Here is a 17,760-nt window from a genome sequence, read left to right on the forward strand (position 1 = left end):
GCCATTACTTAGCCATCAGGTGTTCGTCGAGTTAGGTTAGTACCGGAGAAGGGGGAAAAGTTCGCGGGGGTTTTGTGAATTGGATCCCATTTATCGGAATTCCAACAAGAGGAGTGAACCACTGCACGCTATGGGTGGAAATACTACCTGTGGGAGCGGGCTTGCCCGCGAAGGCGGTGTGTCAGTCACTGCAACTGTTACTGCACTATCGCTTTCGCAGGCAAGCCAGCTCCGACATTGGATCTTCATTGCTTTGGGCATTGCGTTCGCTGAACTGAGCTGGAGTCTAGCCAATGCCCTTGTCTTTGTCGGGTACCAGGGTCAGGCCGGGGCGTTCGACGTCGCGGGAGACGTGGGATTTCACTTCTTCGACGCCGCCTTCTTCGTCGTTGTGGATCACCAGCACGCCGGGGCGGCGCAGTTGTTCGAGGTCGCCATCGCCCAAGTTGAAACTTTCACTCAGGTGCTGGTCGCTCAGTGCATTGGCTTCGGCGCGGCGCTGGGCGAATTTGCGCCCGCGATGCTGCTGATAGCGCGCCCAACTGATCAGGATCACCGCATTGAACAGCGCGATCCACAGGTAAACCTGCAGGGTGTTGAGCGCGGCAAAGATCGGCGCCTCAATGCGTGGGCCGCCATGGGTTTCAAGCATGGCGCTGATGCCTCGCGCCAGCAGCCAAATCAACCCACCCCAGGCCAGCAGGGTCAGCAGCACATCGACGATCCACATCAGTGTGTTTTGGCGAGTTCTGACCAGTTTCATAGTCACGCCTCCTCTTGTGCAGGTTTGATACCGCGGTCCGGGCTGACCCAGCGGGCGCGTTTCTGGTGTTGGTTGAACAACACCTTGGGAAAGCTGACCAGGGTGGTGAGCAGGCTCACCAGCCAGAACACCATCGGGTACCACACGGTCCAGAACAGGGTTTTCCACAGGTCTTTTTCGTAGCGCCGGTCGATCAGGATGCTCACCGCAAACTGCAGCAGGCACACCATCGCCAGCACCAGGCCGGTGAACGCGGGCGGCACCAACGAGCTCACGGTGATCGCCGCCGGCAGCGTGACGAATTTACCCACGGCCCAGAAGATCACCGACAGCAGGAAGGTGAAGGCCCAGCCGGTGGACAGGCAGTATTCGAACAACAGCGGCCACAGGTAGCGGTGGCGCCATTGCCAGATGCCACGGATGTTCTTGAACAGCACTTCGGCGCCGCCCTGGGCCCAACGCAGGCGTTGCTTCCACAGGCCGCCGACGGTTTCGGGCATGAGGATCCAGCACAGCGCGCGCGGCTCGTAGAAGATCGCCCAGTGATCGAGTTGCAGCTTCCAACTGACATCGATGTCCTCGGTGATCATGTCGGTGCTCCAGTAGTCGATGCGGTCCAGGGCCTTCTTGCGAAACGCCACCACCACACCGGAGACCGTGAAGATCCGGCCAAACACCCGCTGGGTACGCTTGATCAAACCGATGATCGAGGAGAACTCGCCCACCTGCACCCGGCCGATCAGGGTGGAGCGGGTACGAATGCGTGGGTTGCCGGTGACGGCACCCAGGCGCGGGTTGTCGAGCATCGGCGCGACCATGTAGGCGGCCGCGTTTTTGTCGAGCAAGGCATCGCCGTCGATGCAGACCAGGTATTCGCTGCGGGCAGCCACGGCGCCCATGCGCAGGGCCACGGCCTTGCCCTGGTTCTGCGCCAGGTGCAGCACGCGTAGGCGCGGGTGTTGCAACGCCAGGGCGTCGAGTACTGCGGCGGTGTTGTCGCTGGAGCCATCGTTGACCGCGATCACTTCGATGTTCGGGTACACCTGGCCGAGGGCCGCATCAATGGTGTCGGCGACGTTATCGCCCTCGTTGTAGCAAGGGATGATGATCGAGATCAGCGGCTCGCCGGCCAGGGTCGGCGCCGGCGTGTCTTCTTCCCAGGGCCAGTGGCGTTCCCAGTGCAGCCAGAAGTACAGGCCACCGGCGATCCACAGCGCCGACATGAACAACGGGTAGAAGAACACGAAGTCCATCAGGAACTGCCCGGTCACCAGGAAGATCAGGCCCAGGGGCAAGCCCAGTACCAGTGCCAACACGAATAGAGCCAGGATTCTGTCAACCATGATCAAGGGTTCCATTGGTTGGAGAGGGCCGGACGAATGGTCTTCAAGTCCGGGGAGTTTTCCAGGAAGTTGTCCGGGTAGTAGCCGAAACTGGTGACGCCCTGGCGTTTGAGTACACCCATCCACTCTGCCAATTGCTCAGCGCTGATATCCGGCGCGGCTTGGGTGCGCCAGTCTTTGGCTTGCAATTCGAAGATGGTTTTTTCCATGGCGCCAGGGCGCGTCTTGACCGTGGCGATGAGTTTTTCCAGCCAGGCGTTGGAGGTTTTCACTTCCTGGCCTTCCATCAACGGCATGGCCATCGGCGCGGTCCAGTCGTAGGCCTGGAGGAAGTCATCGAGGTTCTGCGCGAACCAGGTTTCGCTGCCAGGGTTGAGCATGGGCTCGGCGAAGATATTGCGCGCCGTCAGCACCTGCGGGCCACGGATGGCGCGGACCTTGGCGGTGAGCTCATGGGTAAAGTCGATCAGGTAGCGGCTTTTGAAGCGGGTCCAGCGCTGCATCACGGCAGGGTCAGCCCGCAGGGCGGCGATGCTGTCCGGCAAACCTTGGGCCGCATAGGCCTTGAGCGCTGCGGGGCTGGCGTCCTCGAAGTCGTTGAACACCGCGTCATCGTGGTAAAGGATGCCGTCAATCGGCCCTACACGCGCCAGGTCTTGGTAGATCTCACCGATGATCTGCCGCACCTTGGGATCAAACGGCGACAGGCGTTTGTATTGATCCGGGTCGGGGCCGACCTGGCCGGTTTTCGGGTCCCAGCGGGTGACACGCGGCAACTTGGGGTCCAGGGCAAAACTCAGCACCGGCATCCAGGCGTACACACTGGCATGGGCACGGGTGTGCAACTGCCAGGCGACCCGGTTGAACAGGTCGGCCCGCATCGGCAGGTGGCGGTTGGGGAAGTACAGCGAATGCACCAGGCCGTCGCCCTTGGGGTCGGCAAAGGCTTGCAGGAAGACGGTGCCGGCGCCCATGTCCACCACGCGCTGAACCAACACGTCGAGGTTGCGCGCCTGTTGGGCCGGGTCGGGGTCGTACACGTTGTCCAGGTCTACGTGCAGCACGCGCATCGGCGCCTTGGCCTGCACGGCCACCATGCTGTTGGCAAAATGCTCGCCGTCCGGGTCGGAGGCCACCAGAAAGCGTGGGCTGTTCATCAGGTTGCCGAGGTCGTCGAGGCCATCCTCCAGGGTCAGCGCCATTTCATAGCCGTGCTCGCCGACCACCGCCAACGAGGTGCCATCGGCGGCCCCGTACGGCCACACCCATACACGCGGCGCCTTGCCGGTGACGGTGCGGATTTTGTTGGAAATCGCGGCGACGTCAGCCCGCATACGTGCCTGGAACTGCGCTTCGCTTTCGTAGCCGTTGGTCTTGGGGTCAAAGCTTCGCGTGGTGGCGGCCGGTTCCAGGTTGCCCTGGGGGTTGGCGAGGATGCCCTTGTGGTTGGCATCGGTGTGGGCGGCAATTTCCACCAGGCCCGACTGGGACACTTCGCGAATCTGCTGCCACGTCAGGAATTCTCCGCGTGGTCGTGGTGTACCGGCAAAATCCACCGGTTGGTTCAGCGGCGTGTCGATCCAGGAGCCCACCGGAGCCAACAGAGCCGGCCATTGATAAGCACGCAGAATCGGCATCACGCGGGTGTAGAAGCTGGAGTAACCGTCATCGAAGCTGAGCATCACCGCCTTGGGTGGCAATGCCGGGCCGCCGCGCCGGGCCGCCAGGATCTGATCGACGCTGACCGCCTGGTAGCCATTCTCCCGCAGCCACGCCAGCTGCTCGATCAAACGCTCTGTGCGCACCGCCACCACGGCTTGATCGGGGTCGCGATCTTCCACGTCGTGATAGGCAATGCCCAAAAAGTGGTTCTTCGGCCACGGCGCTTCGTTGGGCGCTATCGGCCGTTCGGCGGGTGGGGTGTAGGGCGCGGGTTGTTGGGCGCAGGCGGCGGCCAGCATTACACCCAGGACCAACAAGCAACGGCTGAGGACGGTCATGGTCAGGCTCTTTTAGAAACGGTAAGTGAGGTCGACGAGCAGGCGCAGATCGCGTTCGCGATCACCGTCATAAGGTCGGCTGATCAGGCTGAGGTTGGCGCCCATTTCCAGTACGTCGTTCCAGCGATAGCGTTGGCCGTAGCCAATCAGGCCGATACCGCCGGTGGAATAGTCACGCTGGCTGTAGGTACCCGCGCCGATTTGGAACTGCTGACTCCACTGGGTTTCGTAGCGGTGATAGAGCACGTGATTGACGTTGATCATGGGCAACACCGTGAAGTCCGACTTCGGGTTGAAGTACACGGTGTCTTCCTTGCTGTTGCGGCTGGCACCCACTTCCAGGCCCAGGTCCACTTGCACATGGGGCGAGCTGTAGAGGCCCTCGCGGCCGGTGAGCAAGGCTTCGAAGCGGTCGTTGCCATCGCTAAAATGGGACGGGCTGAGGGTCAGCTTCCACTCGCGGCTTTCGTTGGCGCGCCAGCGGATAAAACCGCTGCCGCCGTTGGCTGTGACGCCGTCATTCAAGGCCCGCAACGGCGTGGTGCTGAGCAAATAGCCGAGGCTGCCGCCGTATTGCCAGTGGTCGTTGATGTCGCGGGCAATCGACACGCTGGCGCCTTGCTTGGAGCCGTCGCCATAGGAGTGGTTGGACACTTCGGCTTCGATGGTCATGTCACGGGTGCGACGCTCCACGCCCACGCGCTGCCAGCGATGTTGGCCAGTGCCTTCCTGGAAGTCGGCGGTGGCATAGCCGGCGCCGGCGAACAGGCGCCAGTCTTCGTCGATGGGCGGCGTGTAGATCACGCTTTCGATGCCCCAGTCTCGGCTGCCGGAGACGGCGCCGGCGTCGTTGTTATTGCCGCCACCGTAGCTTTTGCCGGTGTAGGCCTCGACACGCAGCTCGGCCATGTCGTGCACATCGCGCAGGCGGCTCAAGCGTTGCACCTGACGGTTGTCCGGGTTGCGGGCGAGCACGTCGTCGGTGAGCGTGTCCATCTGCCGCCACTCTTGCAAGTCCATGGCGGTATAGGCTTGGGAGACTTCCAGGCCGATGTCGCGGGGGGCCTGGGTTTCGGTTTCCTTGAGCGTGCCTTCGGCGCGGCGCGGCCAGTCGCGGGCCCGGTACATGTCGGCCTGCGCCAGGCGCAGGCCCACGTTGCCCGGTGCTTTGGCCACCAGGGCTTCCAGGCTGGCTTCGCTGCCGGGCAGGTCACCACCATAGGTACCGGCCTGGGCGGATAATTGTTGGGCGTCCATCCAGTTGTCATTGGGGTTGCCAATGGGCAAGCCCTTGAGTTCAACGCGGGGGTTTTGCTCCTTGGCCAGGTTGTTGGCGACCTGGCGAGCCTCGTCGACCTTGTCGCTTTCCAACAAGGCGTAGAACAGCGCCGTGCTGTCATCGACCCGATAGCTGGCGTCGGTGTCGGGGGCGGTGAGTACCTGGCGATACAACGGCTCGGCCTTTTCCGGCTGGCGCTGCTCCAGGTAAGAGCCGGCGACCCAACGCAAGGCGTAGGTGGGCAGTTGCACCCCTTCGCTGGTGAGGGTTTGGTAATCGCGGATCACCTCGGCATGCCGTGCTCGCGCCTTGAGCGCGCCCAGGCGGTCGATGCGCCAGCGGATGACATCGTCCTTGGCTGTGGCGTCGGGGGCCCAGCGGCTGATCAGTTTGTCGTAGTCCTGCAGGGCACGGTCAGCGATAACGTAGCGTTCCTTTTCGCTGCGCGTGGCGAACTCGGCCATGCGCACACGCTCGGCGGCAAGGTCACCTTCGAGGCGGCGCTGGGTGACGGCGTCCACCAACCCCGGGCGCTTGGCTGAGAGACGCAGTGCCGGCTCCGGCAGCCGCGCCTTTTGCAGGGCGACGATGTATTCGCGGGCCACTTCGGGTTTGTCACCGGCGCGGATAAAGGCTTGGTCAAATTCGAACAGCGCGTCGTAGTTCAAACCGGCACGTGTCAGCGCATAGCCCAGGGCCATGCGGCGGTTGGGGTCATTGGGTTGGGCCGCCACCAGCGTACGCAGGCGTTGCACCGCCTCGTTGGCTTTGCCGCCATCGGCCTGGGTGAGGGCCTGGCCCAGTTGCAGGTCGACGTTATTGGGTTCACGCAGCAACGCCTGGCGATAGACCGCTTCGGCCTGAGCCCACTGCTTTTGATTGCGATAAGTGCGCGCCACCGTGGCGAGTGCCTGGGTGGTGAGGTTGCGATGTTTGCCTTGCGCCTCGTACACCTGAAGCACTTCAGCGTCTTGCCCGGCCCAGCCGGCGATCACCAGGTGGTCGCTGACCTGGCCTGGGGTCTGGCGTTCGGCGGAGAGTTGGCGCAGTTGGGTCAGCGCCGGCGTGAAGTGGCCGTTGCGGGCCTGGATGATCAGGGCGTCGTAGGCTGGGTCGGCAAACGCAAGGCCTGGAACCAGCAATTGGCTGCACAGGGCGGCCCCGATAAGCAGACGCAACCGGCCGGAGGCACTGTAGGGGTGGTTTCGCAGCATATCGTGAGCTTCCTTACACACGGAAAGCCTTAACGATAGGTGATCCTGAGCGAAACGCATCAGGGTGTCGGCGTCTCGTGACCCGACCTAGCTTTCCTGCATGCACTATCACCGAGCGCGGTTCAGAAAAGCTCAAATCAGAACAATTGTTCAGAATTGTGCGAGCGCGGTGTTTTGCCCCTCACAAAAAACAAATGTGGGAGCAAGATTTGGGTGGGAGCCGGGCTTGCCCGCGATGCAGGCACCTCGGTTATTCAGCCAGACCGAGGCGATGCTATCGCAGGCAAGCCAGCTCCCACACAAGCCCGCACACATTTTTTACTGCATTTCAGGTTTATTGCGCGCCGCTGACCGCACCGGCTTTGGACATCACAAAGCTGAGGAACTGCTCAACGGTCATCTTCTGGCCGTTGAAGGTCACTTCGTTGTTGGCGTAGTGCAGCTTGGAAACCACGTCGGTGCCGACCAGGGTCGCCATTTGGGTGCCAACCGCCATGCTGCTGACCATCTCGGCCGCCATCTGCGATTGCTGTTCGATGGCTTGCGGGTCGGTCACGCCGCCCACCTGGGCTTGCAGGGCCGCCACGTCGCTGATCATCGGCTTGGACAGGGTGAGGTTGGCATCCAGCAGCGAGACCATTTGCTTGCCCAGTTCAACCGGCGGCAGTTCCATGGACGTTGGCTTGGTCAGGTCCACCACCAGGTTGAACTTGCTTTCGCCACGGGTGGTTTTGAGCGACAGGTTTTCGACGGCCAGTTGCGGCTTGGCGGCCAGCACCTGGTTGACGTTGGCTTCGGCCAGGGCTTGCTCGGCTTCGGTCATTTGCAGCTCCGGCACCGGTTGACCGGCAGCGGCGGCGGCTTGCACCGGTTGCATTTTGTCCTGGTAGAGCTTGGTCAGCACCAGCATCGCCGGGATGTCGACGTTCTTCATGCTCACGGCCATGGCGGCCGAACCGACTGCTTTGCCCTGGTAGCCGATCTCGTCGATCTTGTAGTCGACGCGGCCAGCCAGGTTGTTGTCCTTGGTCTCGCTGGAGTCTTTCTGCTCGAAACCCTTGAGGGTCAGCACGGCTTTCTGCGGGCCGAAGGTGACCTTGGTGTCGGTCAGCTCCACGGTGTTCTGGCCGGTGTAGAAACCGAAGGTGGTTTTTTCCAGGTTGCTGGCCACGGTCAAGCCGGCCAGTTCCGCTTCGAACGGTGCGCCTTCGGCGTCCACTGCAGCGACCTTGAGGCTGTTCATGAAGCCTTCGGCCTTGACCTTCTGGCCTTCGGCGCTGCTGTCGAAGTTGAGGTTGGCACCGGAGAAGCTCACCGAGGAGGTGGCCTCTTTGAATTCCAGGGGCAGCAATTCGATGTTGCCGCTGACCGAACGGCTATAGCCGATATTCGCCACGCCTTTGAGCGGCGATACGTCTTTGCTGGCGGCGAACCATTTTTCGGTGGTGGGGTTCTTTTCCAGTTCGTAGTGACTGGTGGCCATGACCGGCAACCACTTGAGGGTCACCAGGCGCGAGAACGGCAGCGGGCCGTGTTCGATATGGTCGACGAACAGCAATTCAGGGTTCGGGTTGTCTTCGCCGAACACGCTGCCTTGGCCCTTGAGGCGATAATGCGCGGTGCTGCTGAACACGCCACGGTCCAGGGACACCAGCTCCAGGGTCACGCTGCCATCGACGCCGGCCATGGAGGTCTGCAGTTCTTTATTGGCACTCTGGATAGCGGTTTGCAGGACCGGCTCCAGTTGTTTACCGGTGTACCAGGCACCGCCCGCACTGACGGCGCCGACGGCGACAACAAAACCCAAGAAAACAACGGCTGGCTTATTCATGAAGTGACCTGATCAAATCCTGTGAGAAGTGGGCTGTCTTCCTTGAACCCTATAGGGGTTCCTGTAGGAGCGAGCTTGCTCGCGAACAACGCATGGGCACCGCGTTCATTCAGAATGCGCGCGTTATCGTTGGCGTCTTTCGCGAGCAAGCTCGCTCCTACAGTCGTGGCCCGAGAGGCCAAAGGCTGGGGAAGATTAGCACTGGCGGGCGTAAACGGCCCAGCCTTTCAGAGGGATCAGTTCAGCAGGAGTTCAGGAGTACTCTTGTTCGACTTCATCCAGTTGGTGATCAAAACTCTTCAAGCGCGCGGTCCAGGTGTACACCAGCACCTCGAACTCGCGGTGTATCACGGCATTGCCGGGGGTGTCGGCCTTGGGGTCGCAAAAATCCAGCTGGTAGCGCTCGCGGGCCATTTGCGTGGCCACGTCGGACAATTCCCGCGCGTTATCCAGCCAGTGCCTACCGTCGGCAACCTGCCGATCCAGCAGCACACATTGTTTTTTCAGGACTTCGAGGCTTTTTTCCAGCGGCGTGCCGGTGAGGTCGCCCATGACTTCCTGGAACGTGCGCCCCGGCTGCCAATAGCTGCCCCAGAAATAGCGATCGAACACGGTTTCGACACGGCGCAGGGCGACCTTGGTGTCCCAGATCGCCACGCGGGTCTTGCCCTGTTCGAGGAGTTTTTTCTTCACCCGCTGGTTTTGATACGACGCCCAGGCCACCACGCCGATGGACAAGGTGCCAATCACCAGGCAGGCGCTGTCTAAGAACACCATGGCCTTGTCGAGTTGATGGGCGAGCATGACGCCGTAAAAATACGCGGCCGATAACAACACCAGTGCAAAGAGCACGCACCAGAAAGCGGGAGCATAAGGGTTTTTCATTCTTGGAATCCCCATGAGCAAACGCGAGCTTTGTCGGGCGAGGCGTCAGCGGGCCTCACCCAAGAAAGCATAGCAATCACCTCACGGTTTGCCGGGTTTTTCCCCTTGCGTTCGTCCGCTTTCCCAACCGCCGCCCAGGGCCAGGAACAGGTCGATCTGGCTCATGGCAACCTGGGTGTTGGCGGCCGCCAGTTGCGCACGCATGTCGGTGTAGGTGCGAGTGGCTTGCAGGTCGGCCAGGAAGGATTCGCGGCCGGCCTGGAAGAAGCGGTGGGTCTGGCCTGCCGCTTCTCGGGCCGACTGTTCGGCGTCGGCCAGGGCGTCGCGGCGTTGCAACACGGCGGTGTATTGGGCCAGGCCGGTCTGGGTTTCGCGGATGGCGTTGAGCACCACGCCGTCGAAGTGGGCCAGCGCGCCCTGGGTCGCGGCTTCGGCTTCATGCACGCGGGCGCGGGCGCCGTTGGTCGGTACGGTCCAGCTGATCATCGGGCCAAAGCCCCAGCGGTTGGTGGCAGGCGTGCCGAGGTTTTCCAGCAAGCCGACGGTGCCGACCGTGGCGCCGATGCTGATATCCGGGTACAACGCGCCGGTCGCCACACCGATGCGTGCGGTGGCGGCAGCCAACTGGCGTTCGGCCTGGCGCACGTCCGGGCGGCGCTTGAGCGGCGTGGCGCCGTCGCCTACCGGCAGCAGTTGAGCGATATGCGGCAGCTCAGCGCAGGTACCGGTGCCGGCGGGCAGTTGGTCGACAGGTTTGGCCAGCAACATCGACAGCCGGAACAGCGCCGCCTGACGCGAAGCTTCATAGCGCGGGATGTCGGCGCGCAGGGATTTGTATTGGGTTTGCGAGCGAGTCACCTGGGTCTCATCGCCACGCCCGGCATCGCGCAGGCGCTGGGTCAGTTTGGTGCTCTGGGCTTGCAGGTCGAGGGACTCGTTGGCAATTGCCAGTTCTTCGTTGGCCGCGCACACCTGGGTATACGAGCGCACCACATCGGCCACCAGCGTAATGCGGGCGATATCCGCCGCAGCCTGGGTGGCGTCGGCGCTGGCCTGGGCGCTTTCGATGCCACGCTGCAAGGTGCCGAACAGATCGAATTGATAAGACGTGGTAATCCCGACGCTACCGATATTGCCGACCGGGACTTTGTCCGGCAGCAAGAAGGCCTCGCCAGACTCCTGCAAGCGCTGGGCCTCGGCCTTGACGCCGGCACTCCAGCCGCCAGCGGATTCAGCCTGCTGCACCTGGTAACGCGAGCGCTGCAGGTTGGCGGCGGCCACGCGCAGGTCGGTGTTGGAGGCCATGGCCTGACGTACCAGTTCGTCCAGGCGCGGGTCTTTGTACAGCTTCCACCAATCGGCCGGCACCGGTGCCGAGACGACGTTGCTGCCCTCGCCCATGATCGGCCCTTGCAGGTCGCCACGGTTGACGGCGGCCTGTTCCGGCAGTTTGTAATCGGGCCCCACCACTTGGCAGGCCGACAGCAACAACCCCAGGGAAGCGGTTGCCAGAAGCCGCTTCATGGTTTGTCCCCGTCTTTAACCTTGTCGTCGATAATCGACACCGTCGCGGTGCGCCCGGCGATCATGCGAAAGTCCGCCGGCACGTCATCAAAGGCGATACGCACCGGGATCCGCTGGGCCAGGCGCACCCAGCTGAACGCCGGGTTGACGTTGGGCAGCAGGTTGGAGCCGCTGCTGCGGTCGCGGTCTTCGATACCGGCGACGATGCTCTGCACGTGGCCATGCAGGCGCGCATTGTCGCCGATCACCCGTATGTCCACGCCCATGCCGACGTGGATGCCGTCGAGTTTGGTCTCTTCGAAGTAACCGTCGATATGGAAAGAATTGCTGTCCACCACCGACAGCACCGGGCGCCCGGCGGTGACGAATTCCTGGGTACGCGGTGCGCGGTCGTTGACGTAGCCGTCCACGGGGCTGCGAATCACCGAGCGGTCGAGGTTGAGTTGGGCGGAGTCCACCGTCACTTGCGCTTCGGCCAGGGCCGATTGGGCGCGGGCGACGCGGGACTGGCTTTCTTCCAGTTGCTCGCTGGGCACCAGGTTGCCCAGGCCACGGTTACGCTTGTACTCGCGCTGGGCCTGGGCCAGGGTTTCCTGGCGGTCGGCCACGGCGGCCTGGGCTTGGCGCAGGGCCAGCTTGAAGCGGTCCTGGTCAACGGCGAAGAGCACCTGGCCCTTGGTCACCAACTGGTTGTCGCGCACGTCCACGCGTTGGATCAGCCCGGACACGTCCGGAGCGATCTGCACGATGTCGGCACGGATGTGGCCGTCACGGGTCCAGGGCGCAAACATGTAATACATGACCATGCGCCACACAACGACGACCGCGAAACTCACGACCAACAACGTCAGGACGACACGGCCGATAGTCAAAAAAGGTTTTTTCATGTCATCAAATATCGACTGAGTGAGTCCACAGCGCCCAGCAACAGCGCGTAGAGCCCCACATTGAACAATGCCCGGTGCCAGACCAGGCGATAGAAGTGCATGCGCGTCAACAGCCCGTGCACCACCAGAAACAACACATAAGTAATGCCCATCAGCACCAGCAGCGTGGGCAGGAACACCCCGCTGATATCCAGGTCACCGATCATAAAGGCGCTCCATCAGGTAACGGCGCTTGCATCTCTGTACCGCCAATGAACTCCACACCGGGCAACAGCGCCAGGCGCAGGCCGGCCAAGGCGTGCAGCAGATGCAGGCGCGTGTCGTCTTCGTCTTGCAGGCCCTGGCCGTTGAGGGCACGGCGCGTGCGGTCCAGGGTCATCAGCAGACCGCTGGGCGCGGGCAAGCGTTCACCCGCCTTCAGGCAGGCCTTGAAGTAACCGCCCACGCCTTCCACCACCTGGTTGAGCAACACCCGTGGCACACCGAGGATGCGCGGCGAGTAGGCCAGCAAGTCGAGCAGGTTCAGCGCCACGCGCAGGTCGCGCAGGGCGATGCCGGTGTCCTGGCCGGTGAGGGCCAGGCGCGGCAGGTGCTGCATCAGGCGGTCGAGCATTTGTGCGGCCATGTGCCGATGCTCGGCCAGGGTGGCGGGCTCGGTGAGGCTGACGATGTCACGCCAGCTGAAACGGGTGAGGCGCTTGGCCGCCAGTTCAGCGCCGAAGGGTCGGGCGATCAGCGTCCACACAAAGGCGAACAGCAGGCCCACGGGCCCGGCCAGGTTGACGTTGGCGAAGTTGAGAAAGTCCGCGTCATAGGCGCCCTGGATGCTGATGAAGGATGACGTGTTCACCAGCGTCAGCAACATGCCCAGATAGAAGCGTGGCTGCACGGTGAGGGTGCCGATGCAGATAAAGGGCACGGCGAAGGCCAGCACCAGCATGGGGAAGTCATGCAGGTTGGGCAGTACCAGAAACAGATACAGGCTGGCGAACAGCACCGACATGGCGGTCCAGAAAAAGAACCGATAGATCTGCGGTGCCGGGTCGTCCATCGAGGCGAAGAAGCTGCACGCCACGGCGGCGAGGATGACGGCGCTGCCGCCGTCGGTCCAGCCCAACAGAATCCACAATACCGAGGCGACGATGATTGCGGTGACGGTGGAAAACGCCGAGTAGAACATCAGCCCACGGTCGAGGAATGGCGTGAGCCGGCCCAGGCGCCAGTGGCGGTAGACGGCGCGCCAGGTGTCCTGGCTTTCGCATTGGATGGCGGCTTGCAGGCTGCGGCAGTCTTGCCACAGGTCTACCCATTCGCCCAGGCGGTACAGGGCGTTGGAGAACAGCAAGGTGTGGCGGTCATCCAGCGCTTCGCCTTGGGGTTGGGCGGCGTCGATCTGGTCACGCAGCACGCGCCAGCGATCCAGGGGCGCTTGTTCGGTGGTGCTTTGCAGCCAGGCATTGGCCTCTTCCAACAGCGGCGTGAGCTGATCGAGAAACTCCGGCGCACGGTGCTCAATGGCGTACACCGCATCATCCAATGCGTCGATCACCGGCAGCAGGTGAATCATGCGCCCGCGCAGTTCCTTGGTGTTGCGTACTGTCTGCGGGCGCGCGCCTTCGTGGGGCAGTTGGCCGATCATCAATTCGAGGGTATTGAAAGTGGCAACCATGCCGCCGCGCAGGTTGCTGACTTCTTCGGGGTCGACCTTACGGCTGAGAAAGCGCTGGCTGTAGACCTGGGCGTCGCTGAACCACTTGGCCACCGAGCCATCGAACACCGGCATCAGGCGCCGGGGCCAGAACATCGCGCCCACCACCGCCGCGACCGCAATGCCGAGGAAGATTTCTTCGGTACGCGCCTCCGCTACATCCCAGACGGCCAAGGGGTTATCCACCACCGGCAGGGCAATCAGCGGCAAGGTGTAGCCGGCCAGCATCAGGGCGTAGTTATTCGCGGTGCGCAGGTGCATGGACAAGAACAGCAAAGTGCCGGTCCACAGCGCAATCACCACCACCAGAATGTAGGGTGACTGCACGAACATCGGCACAAACAGCACCGCCGCCGCCGCGCCCATCAAGGTGCCGATGGCGCGGTACAGGGCTTTGGAACTGGTAGGGCCGACAAACGGGCTGGAGACGATATACACCGTGGCCATCGCCCAGTACGGACGCGGCATTTGCATGAGCATGGCGATGTACAGCGCGATCATCGACGCGGCGAAGGTACGCACCCCGTAGAACCAGTCGCGGGCAGGCGGGAAGCCGGTAAAAAATCCGTTCAAGGCGACACAGCCTCAGCCGCTTCGAAGGCGCGCAGTACGCGCAGTGCGGCTTGCAGATCGTCAGGGGCGATATCTGCCAACACGTCTTTGCGCAGGCGCACCAGTTGCGCCTCCACCGCCTGCACCAACTCACGGCCACGCTCGGTAAGGCTCAGGGCCTTGGCGCGGCGGTCGTGGATGTCTTCGGTGCGGCAGACGTAGCCGTCACCGCACAGCCGGTCGAGCAGGCGCACCAGTGATGGGCTTTCCATACCGGAAGCCTGGGCTACTTTGACCTGGTGTACCCCGTCGCCCAAGCGACCGATCATCAACAACGGCACGGCGCAGGCTTCGGAGATGCCATAGCTGACCAGCGTGGTCTGGCAGATTTTGCGCCAATTTCGGGCGCCCACCACCATGCTGCTGCTGAGGCTCATCTGGAGTTGTTCGAGGGATTGAGGCACTGGATAGTTCGCATACAGTTAGTTTGCTAACTATCAATATGGTGGAGGAAGGGTGTGCCGTCAAGTTTTGAAACAATTTCGCAGATGAGTGGTGGGATGTGGCTTGAGTAAAGCGGGTTTTAGGGTAGGCATCAGCAAATCGCTGATATTCGCCATACGACAAACAAAATGTGGGGGCTGGCTTGCCTGCGAAAGCGGTGGTTCAGTTGAATATTCAGTGACTGACACGCCGCCTTCGCGGGCAAGCCCGCTCCCACATTAGGTCAGCGTCAGCATTTTTTGCCCCATCGCCACACGCTCCAGACTTTTAAAATCTCCGACGCACCGATCAATCCAGCCATTGCCAGGACGTTGTACTGCGGCAAAACTCGAGCGCCAATCAACAGGAGCGAAACGGAGGGAATGACGAGCACAAGTCGTAAGGGGGTTTGAAAAAAGACAAGCCACACGACTGATTTTTTCTGAAGAAAAAACATCGCGCAGGATGCAAAAATTGAGGCCTGTAAAACCAACGCCCCCACAAACATAACTATTTGCACATCACCGTGCGCTCGCAAAACATTTGAAGCGCTTATCACATCACTTAGATACGGAATTCTATTGTTTAAAAAACTATTGGACGCATACCAAATGAGATAAATCGCATCCATCGCTCCCCAAAACAGCCAAATTCTGCGACGGCTCATTTTGCACCCTCTTTTTTTTCATACGCCTCATCTGGTGTGACTGGCTGCCAGTGCCATGATTTCCCGCCAATCTGCCACTTGTCCTCGCCCTCCAGAAACCGTTGCGGAGTATGCCGAAGCTCGCCATATCGACGTATGGCAGAGTCGGCGATGCGGTGCTCCTCGAAATCATTCAGTGGTACCCATTGCTGGATAAGTGTTCTGGTCGTATTTGCTAAATCTTTACCGTCAGAACCAAATACTCGACCTTGGTCACCCATAGACCCTAAACGGTTGGCAGCTATAATTGCGGTGTTCTTCACTGCGTCATAGTCAATGCTGAAAAAAGCCCATTTTCCCGGCCCTACCTCCTCCTCGCTTTCAAACCGGCCAGAAGAGAATCCACTTGGAATACATCGCTGTGCATGCAAGTCATTCAAAGCCCCCGTCCGTTCTGAAACAAGCAACCACTCTCCGCTTTTAATCTTGTTAAGTATCTTTTTTCGTCCTTTCCAATTTACACATGAATTTAAACCTACATCACACTCTTTAATAAGCTCAGATAACCCAAGCAAACCAGAAGTAAACGGAAGATGAAATTCAACAATTGACGTCGCAGAAAAAGGACTTATGAGTTCAATAGTCGAAGGATCAAAACTCTGTAGTTTTCCGCGCGGAATTAGCTTTTGCATGTCGCACCCACTCATCAATAGGAGATATCCCTTTGATAAGGAAAACCGTCTGCGGCGGCTATAGTCCGTTTCACCTAGAGAAATAGGACATTTCCCATCTTTTCGCGAAGTGTCTGGATCACCTCTTACTCGCCCATCAACCTCAAGCTCTCCTCCTCAATAAACCCAAACACCTCCTCCGCCACGCTGTACTGAAACTGCTTACGCCGATGCTTGGAAAGCTTCCCACCGTTATCCAGGCACATCATCACCAGCTTTGACAGATCGCTGCCGCGCACATCGTAGCGTTGGTTCACCGCTTTGATCACACGGTCGTAGCGGTCGAGGAATTCGGTTTCTTCACGCAATTCCACTTCCAGTGCGCGGCGGGCCATTTGCAGGGTGAATTCGACGCAACGGGTCGCATCCCAGTAGCGATAGATCGAGGGGTGGCCGATGAAGTCGAACGCCATGTAGTCGGCGTCTAGCCAGGTGACGTTCCAGAATTCCCGAGTCGGCTGGGAGAAGGTCTTGAGTGCCTCCAGATAGGCTTGTTCCTCGTGCTTCATGGCGACGGAGACCGGTAGCAGCAAGCCATTTTCCAGTGCGCCGTAGTGGCAGAGCGTCTGGTGAATCAGGAAGCGAGACAGGCGCCCATTACCGTCCATGAACGGGTGCAGGAAGACGAAACCAAAAGCGGTGACCGCGGCCGCCACTAAAGGATCGACGTCTCGCACGGGCTGGTTGGCGAAGGCCATCAGCTCTTCCATCAATTCCTGGCAAAGCGCGGGGGCTGGCGGTACGTAGCTCACACCGGCTGCGCCGCGCAGCCCATTGTGCAGATGGTTCTGTTCGTGGCGAAAGGCAACGGCTTTGTCGAAGGGGTTGGAGACGGTGCTGTTTTGCAGCTCGACCAAGTAGTCCTCGGTGAGCAAACGGCCTTCGTGGGCCTGGCGCAGGAGTTGAACGAAGCGGCGGGATTTTTCTTCGCTGGGTTGTTCTTTTTCGATGGCAAATGAATCACGGGTTTCGTGCAGGTACGCCCATTGGATGGCGCGGTCCATCATTTCGGGTGGGAGGGTGGCCATGAAGGATTTGGCGCGAGCCAATACATCAAGCGCCAACAACGCTTCCAGCTCAGGCGTTCGCTCAACGGTGGCGCAATAATGCAAAGAGCCCAAACCGTTGAAATCCACTCGCCAACGACTGTTGCGAATGCTCGGGCCGGTGACATAGCGCTGGGGATCGAACAAGGGAACCACGCGACCACGAACAGGAAGGGTGTGATCCAGCATTTTCCCGGTAAAGCCTTCCCACAGAAAACAGGCTTTTCGGATAAATGCACCGTTGGGCGAGTCGGCCAGCGCCTCCAAAAACGGTTCTGGGCCAAGCTGTTCAAACACCTGGGCAAGTATCGCCAGGTTCACGCCTTCATGCTTAAGCGCAAACAGCACATGCTCAAACAGTGCATGTTGGGCAGGCGCCACCGAATGGGGCACCGCCAGACAGTCACCAATGAGGGTAATCCTGGTCACCGGCTTGATCATCGCGGCCCGCAACGGTGCGATAAGCTTTAGATCCAGCGCCTCACACAGATGAGCGTATCCGACTGTTGGCATGGCGAGCTTTTCCAGAAAAAATTCACTTAAGCGATTAAAGCCCAGTTTTTTTTACCGCTCACCATTTTTTTTTACATACTCGCATTTCTTTGCATATTTTTTTACACCCCTCGCCCACCCCGCAACATCAGATTCAACTCATCCACCACCACCGCCCAGTCCGCATCGTCCAGAATCTCTTCACGCAAAAATGCCTTCTGGGCGTCGCTCCAAAAAAACGCATCCGCCAGTTTCAACTCCGGCTTCAGCGGCGAATGAGAGGCGACAAATTGCTCGATACTGACCGGGTCGTCCGGCAAGCCAAGCTGTTTGAACAAAGCCGGCACGCTGTGCAGTGGCGATTCCATGAAAGGCT

Annotated in this window: 15 protein-coding genes; all 15 read right to left on the reverse strand. The window is 60.6% G+C overall.

Annotated elements, in window-relative coordinates; all coding sequences use genetic code 11:
- Positions 1-286 precede the first annotated feature (286 nt).
- Positions 287-763, reverse strand: a complete 477-nt coding sequence (gene pgaD, locus MF6394_RS17940; protein WP_003187480.1) for a poly-beta-1,6-N-acetyl-D-glucosamine biosynthesis protein PgaD — start codon at positions 761-763, stop codon at positions 287-289.
- Between the two features lie 2 nt (positions 764-765).
- Complete coding sequence (gene pgaC / locus MF6394_RS17945) at positions 766-2,106, reverse strand: poly-beta-1,6-N-acetyl-D-glucosamine synthase (RefSeq protein WP_014716391.1); 1,341 nt, start codon at positions 2,104-2,106, stop codon at positions 766-768.
- Positions 2,107-2,108: 2 nt separating this feature from the next.
- Complete coding sequence (pgaB, locus tag MF6394_RS17950; protein ID WP_078467190.1) at positions 2,109-4,106, reverse strand: poly-beta-1,6-N-acetyl-D-glucosamine N-deacetylase PgaB; 1,998 nt, start codon at positions 4,104-4,106, stop codon at positions 2,109-2,111.
- Between the two features lie 12 nt (positions 4,107-4,118).
- The gene (gene pgaA / locus MF6394_RS17955) at positions 4,119-6,599 is read right to left on the reverse strand and encodes a poly-beta-1,6 N-acetyl-D-glucosamine export porin PgaA (RefSeq protein ID WP_078467191.1); all 2,481 of its coding nucleotides are present in this window, start codon (positions 6,597-6,599) and stop codon (positions 4,119-4,121) included.
- Between the two features lie 334 nt (positions 6,600-6,933).
- Positions 6,934-8,430, reverse strand: a complete 1,497-nt coding sequence (locus MF6394_RS17965) for a YdgA family protein (RefSeq protein WP_047712291.1) — start codon at positions 8,428-8,430, stop codon at positions 6,934-6,936.
- A 252-nt stretch (positions 8,431-8,682) separates the two neighbouring features.
- Positions 8,683-9,315 (reverse strand): hypothetical protein, encoded by a 633-nt coding sequence (locus tag MF6394_RS17970; RefSeq protein WP_019819550.1) that lies wholly within the window; start codon positions 9,313-9,315, stop codon positions 8,683-8,685.
- Between the two features lie 81 nt (positions 9,316-9,396).
- Positions 9,397-10,839, reverse strand: a complete 1,443-nt coding sequence (locus MF6394_RS17975; protein WP_078467193.1) for an efflux transporter outer membrane subunit — start codon at positions 10,837-10,839, stop codon at positions 9,397-9,399.
- Positions 10,836-11,726, reverse strand: a complete 891-nt coding sequence (locus tag MF6394_RS17980) for an efflux RND transporter periplasmic adaptor subunit (RefSeq protein ID WP_032894228.1) — start codon at positions 11,724-11,726, stop codon at positions 10,836-10,838. The genes MF6394_RS17975 and MF6394_RS17980 overlap by 4 nt, the downstream gene beginning before the upstream one ends.
- The gene (locus MF6394_RS17985; RefSeq protein WP_003187469.1) at positions 11,723-11,932 is read right to left on the reverse strand and encodes a DUF1656 domain-containing protein; all 210 of its coding nucleotides are present in this window, start codon (positions 11,930-11,932) and stop codon (positions 11,723-11,725) included. The genes MF6394_RS17980 and MF6394_RS17985 overlap by 4 nt, the downstream gene beginning before the upstream one ends.
- Complete coding sequence (locus tag MF6394_RS17990; protein ID WP_069557437.1) at positions 11,929-14,007, reverse strand: FUSC family protein; 2,079 nt, start codon at positions 14,005-14,007, stop codon at positions 11,929-11,931. The genes MF6394_RS17985 and MF6394_RS17990 overlap by 4 nt, the downstream gene beginning before the upstream one ends.
- Positions 14,004-14,423 carry a MarR family winged helix-turn-helix transcriptional regulator gene (locus tag MF6394_RS17995; RefSeq protein WP_034125424.1) on the reverse strand — a complete coding sequence of 140 codons (420 nt, stop codon included), beginning with the start codon at positions 14,421-14,423 and terminating at the stop codon, positions 14,004-14,006. Before MF6394_RS17995 ends, MF6394_RS17990 begins: the two co-directional genes overlap by 4 nt.
- A gap of 296 nt (positions 14,424-14,719) precedes the next feature.
- Positions 14,720-15,136, reverse strand: a complete 417-nt coding sequence (locus tag MF6394_RS18000; RefSeq protein WP_003187464.1) for a hypothetical protein — start codon at positions 15,134-15,136, stop codon at positions 14,720-14,722.
- Positions 15,133-15,807 carry a hypothetical protein gene (locus MF6394_RS33890; protein ID WP_139129475.1) on the reverse strand — a complete coding sequence of 225 codons (675 nt, stop codon included), beginning with the start codon at positions 15,805-15,807 and terminating at the stop codon, positions 15,133-15,135. The genes MF6394_RS18000 and MF6394_RS33890 overlap by 4 nt, the downstream gene beginning before the upstream one ends.
- Positions 15,808-15,932: 125 nt before the next feature.
- A complete protein-coding gene (locus MF6394_RS18005) occupies positions 15,933-17,405 on the reverse strand; it encodes a Fic family protein (RefSeq protein WP_078467194.1) in 1,473 nt (490 codons plus the stop codon).
- A gap of 101 nt (positions 17,406-17,506) precedes the next feature.
- Positions 17,507-17,752, reverse strand: coding sequence for a DUF2789 domain-containing protein (locus MF6394_RS18010; RefSeq protein WP_078467195.1), 246 nt, complete (start codon positions 17,750-17,752; stop codon positions 17,507-17,509).
- Positions 17,753-17,760: the final 8 nt, after the last annotated feature.

Origin of the sequence: Pseudomonas sp. MF6394 (genome assembly GCF_002018845.1) — a bacterium.
Classification (GTDB): Bacteria; Pseudomonadota; Gammaproteobacteria; order Pseudomonadales; family Pseudomonadaceae; genus Aquipseudomonas; species Aquipseudomonas lactis.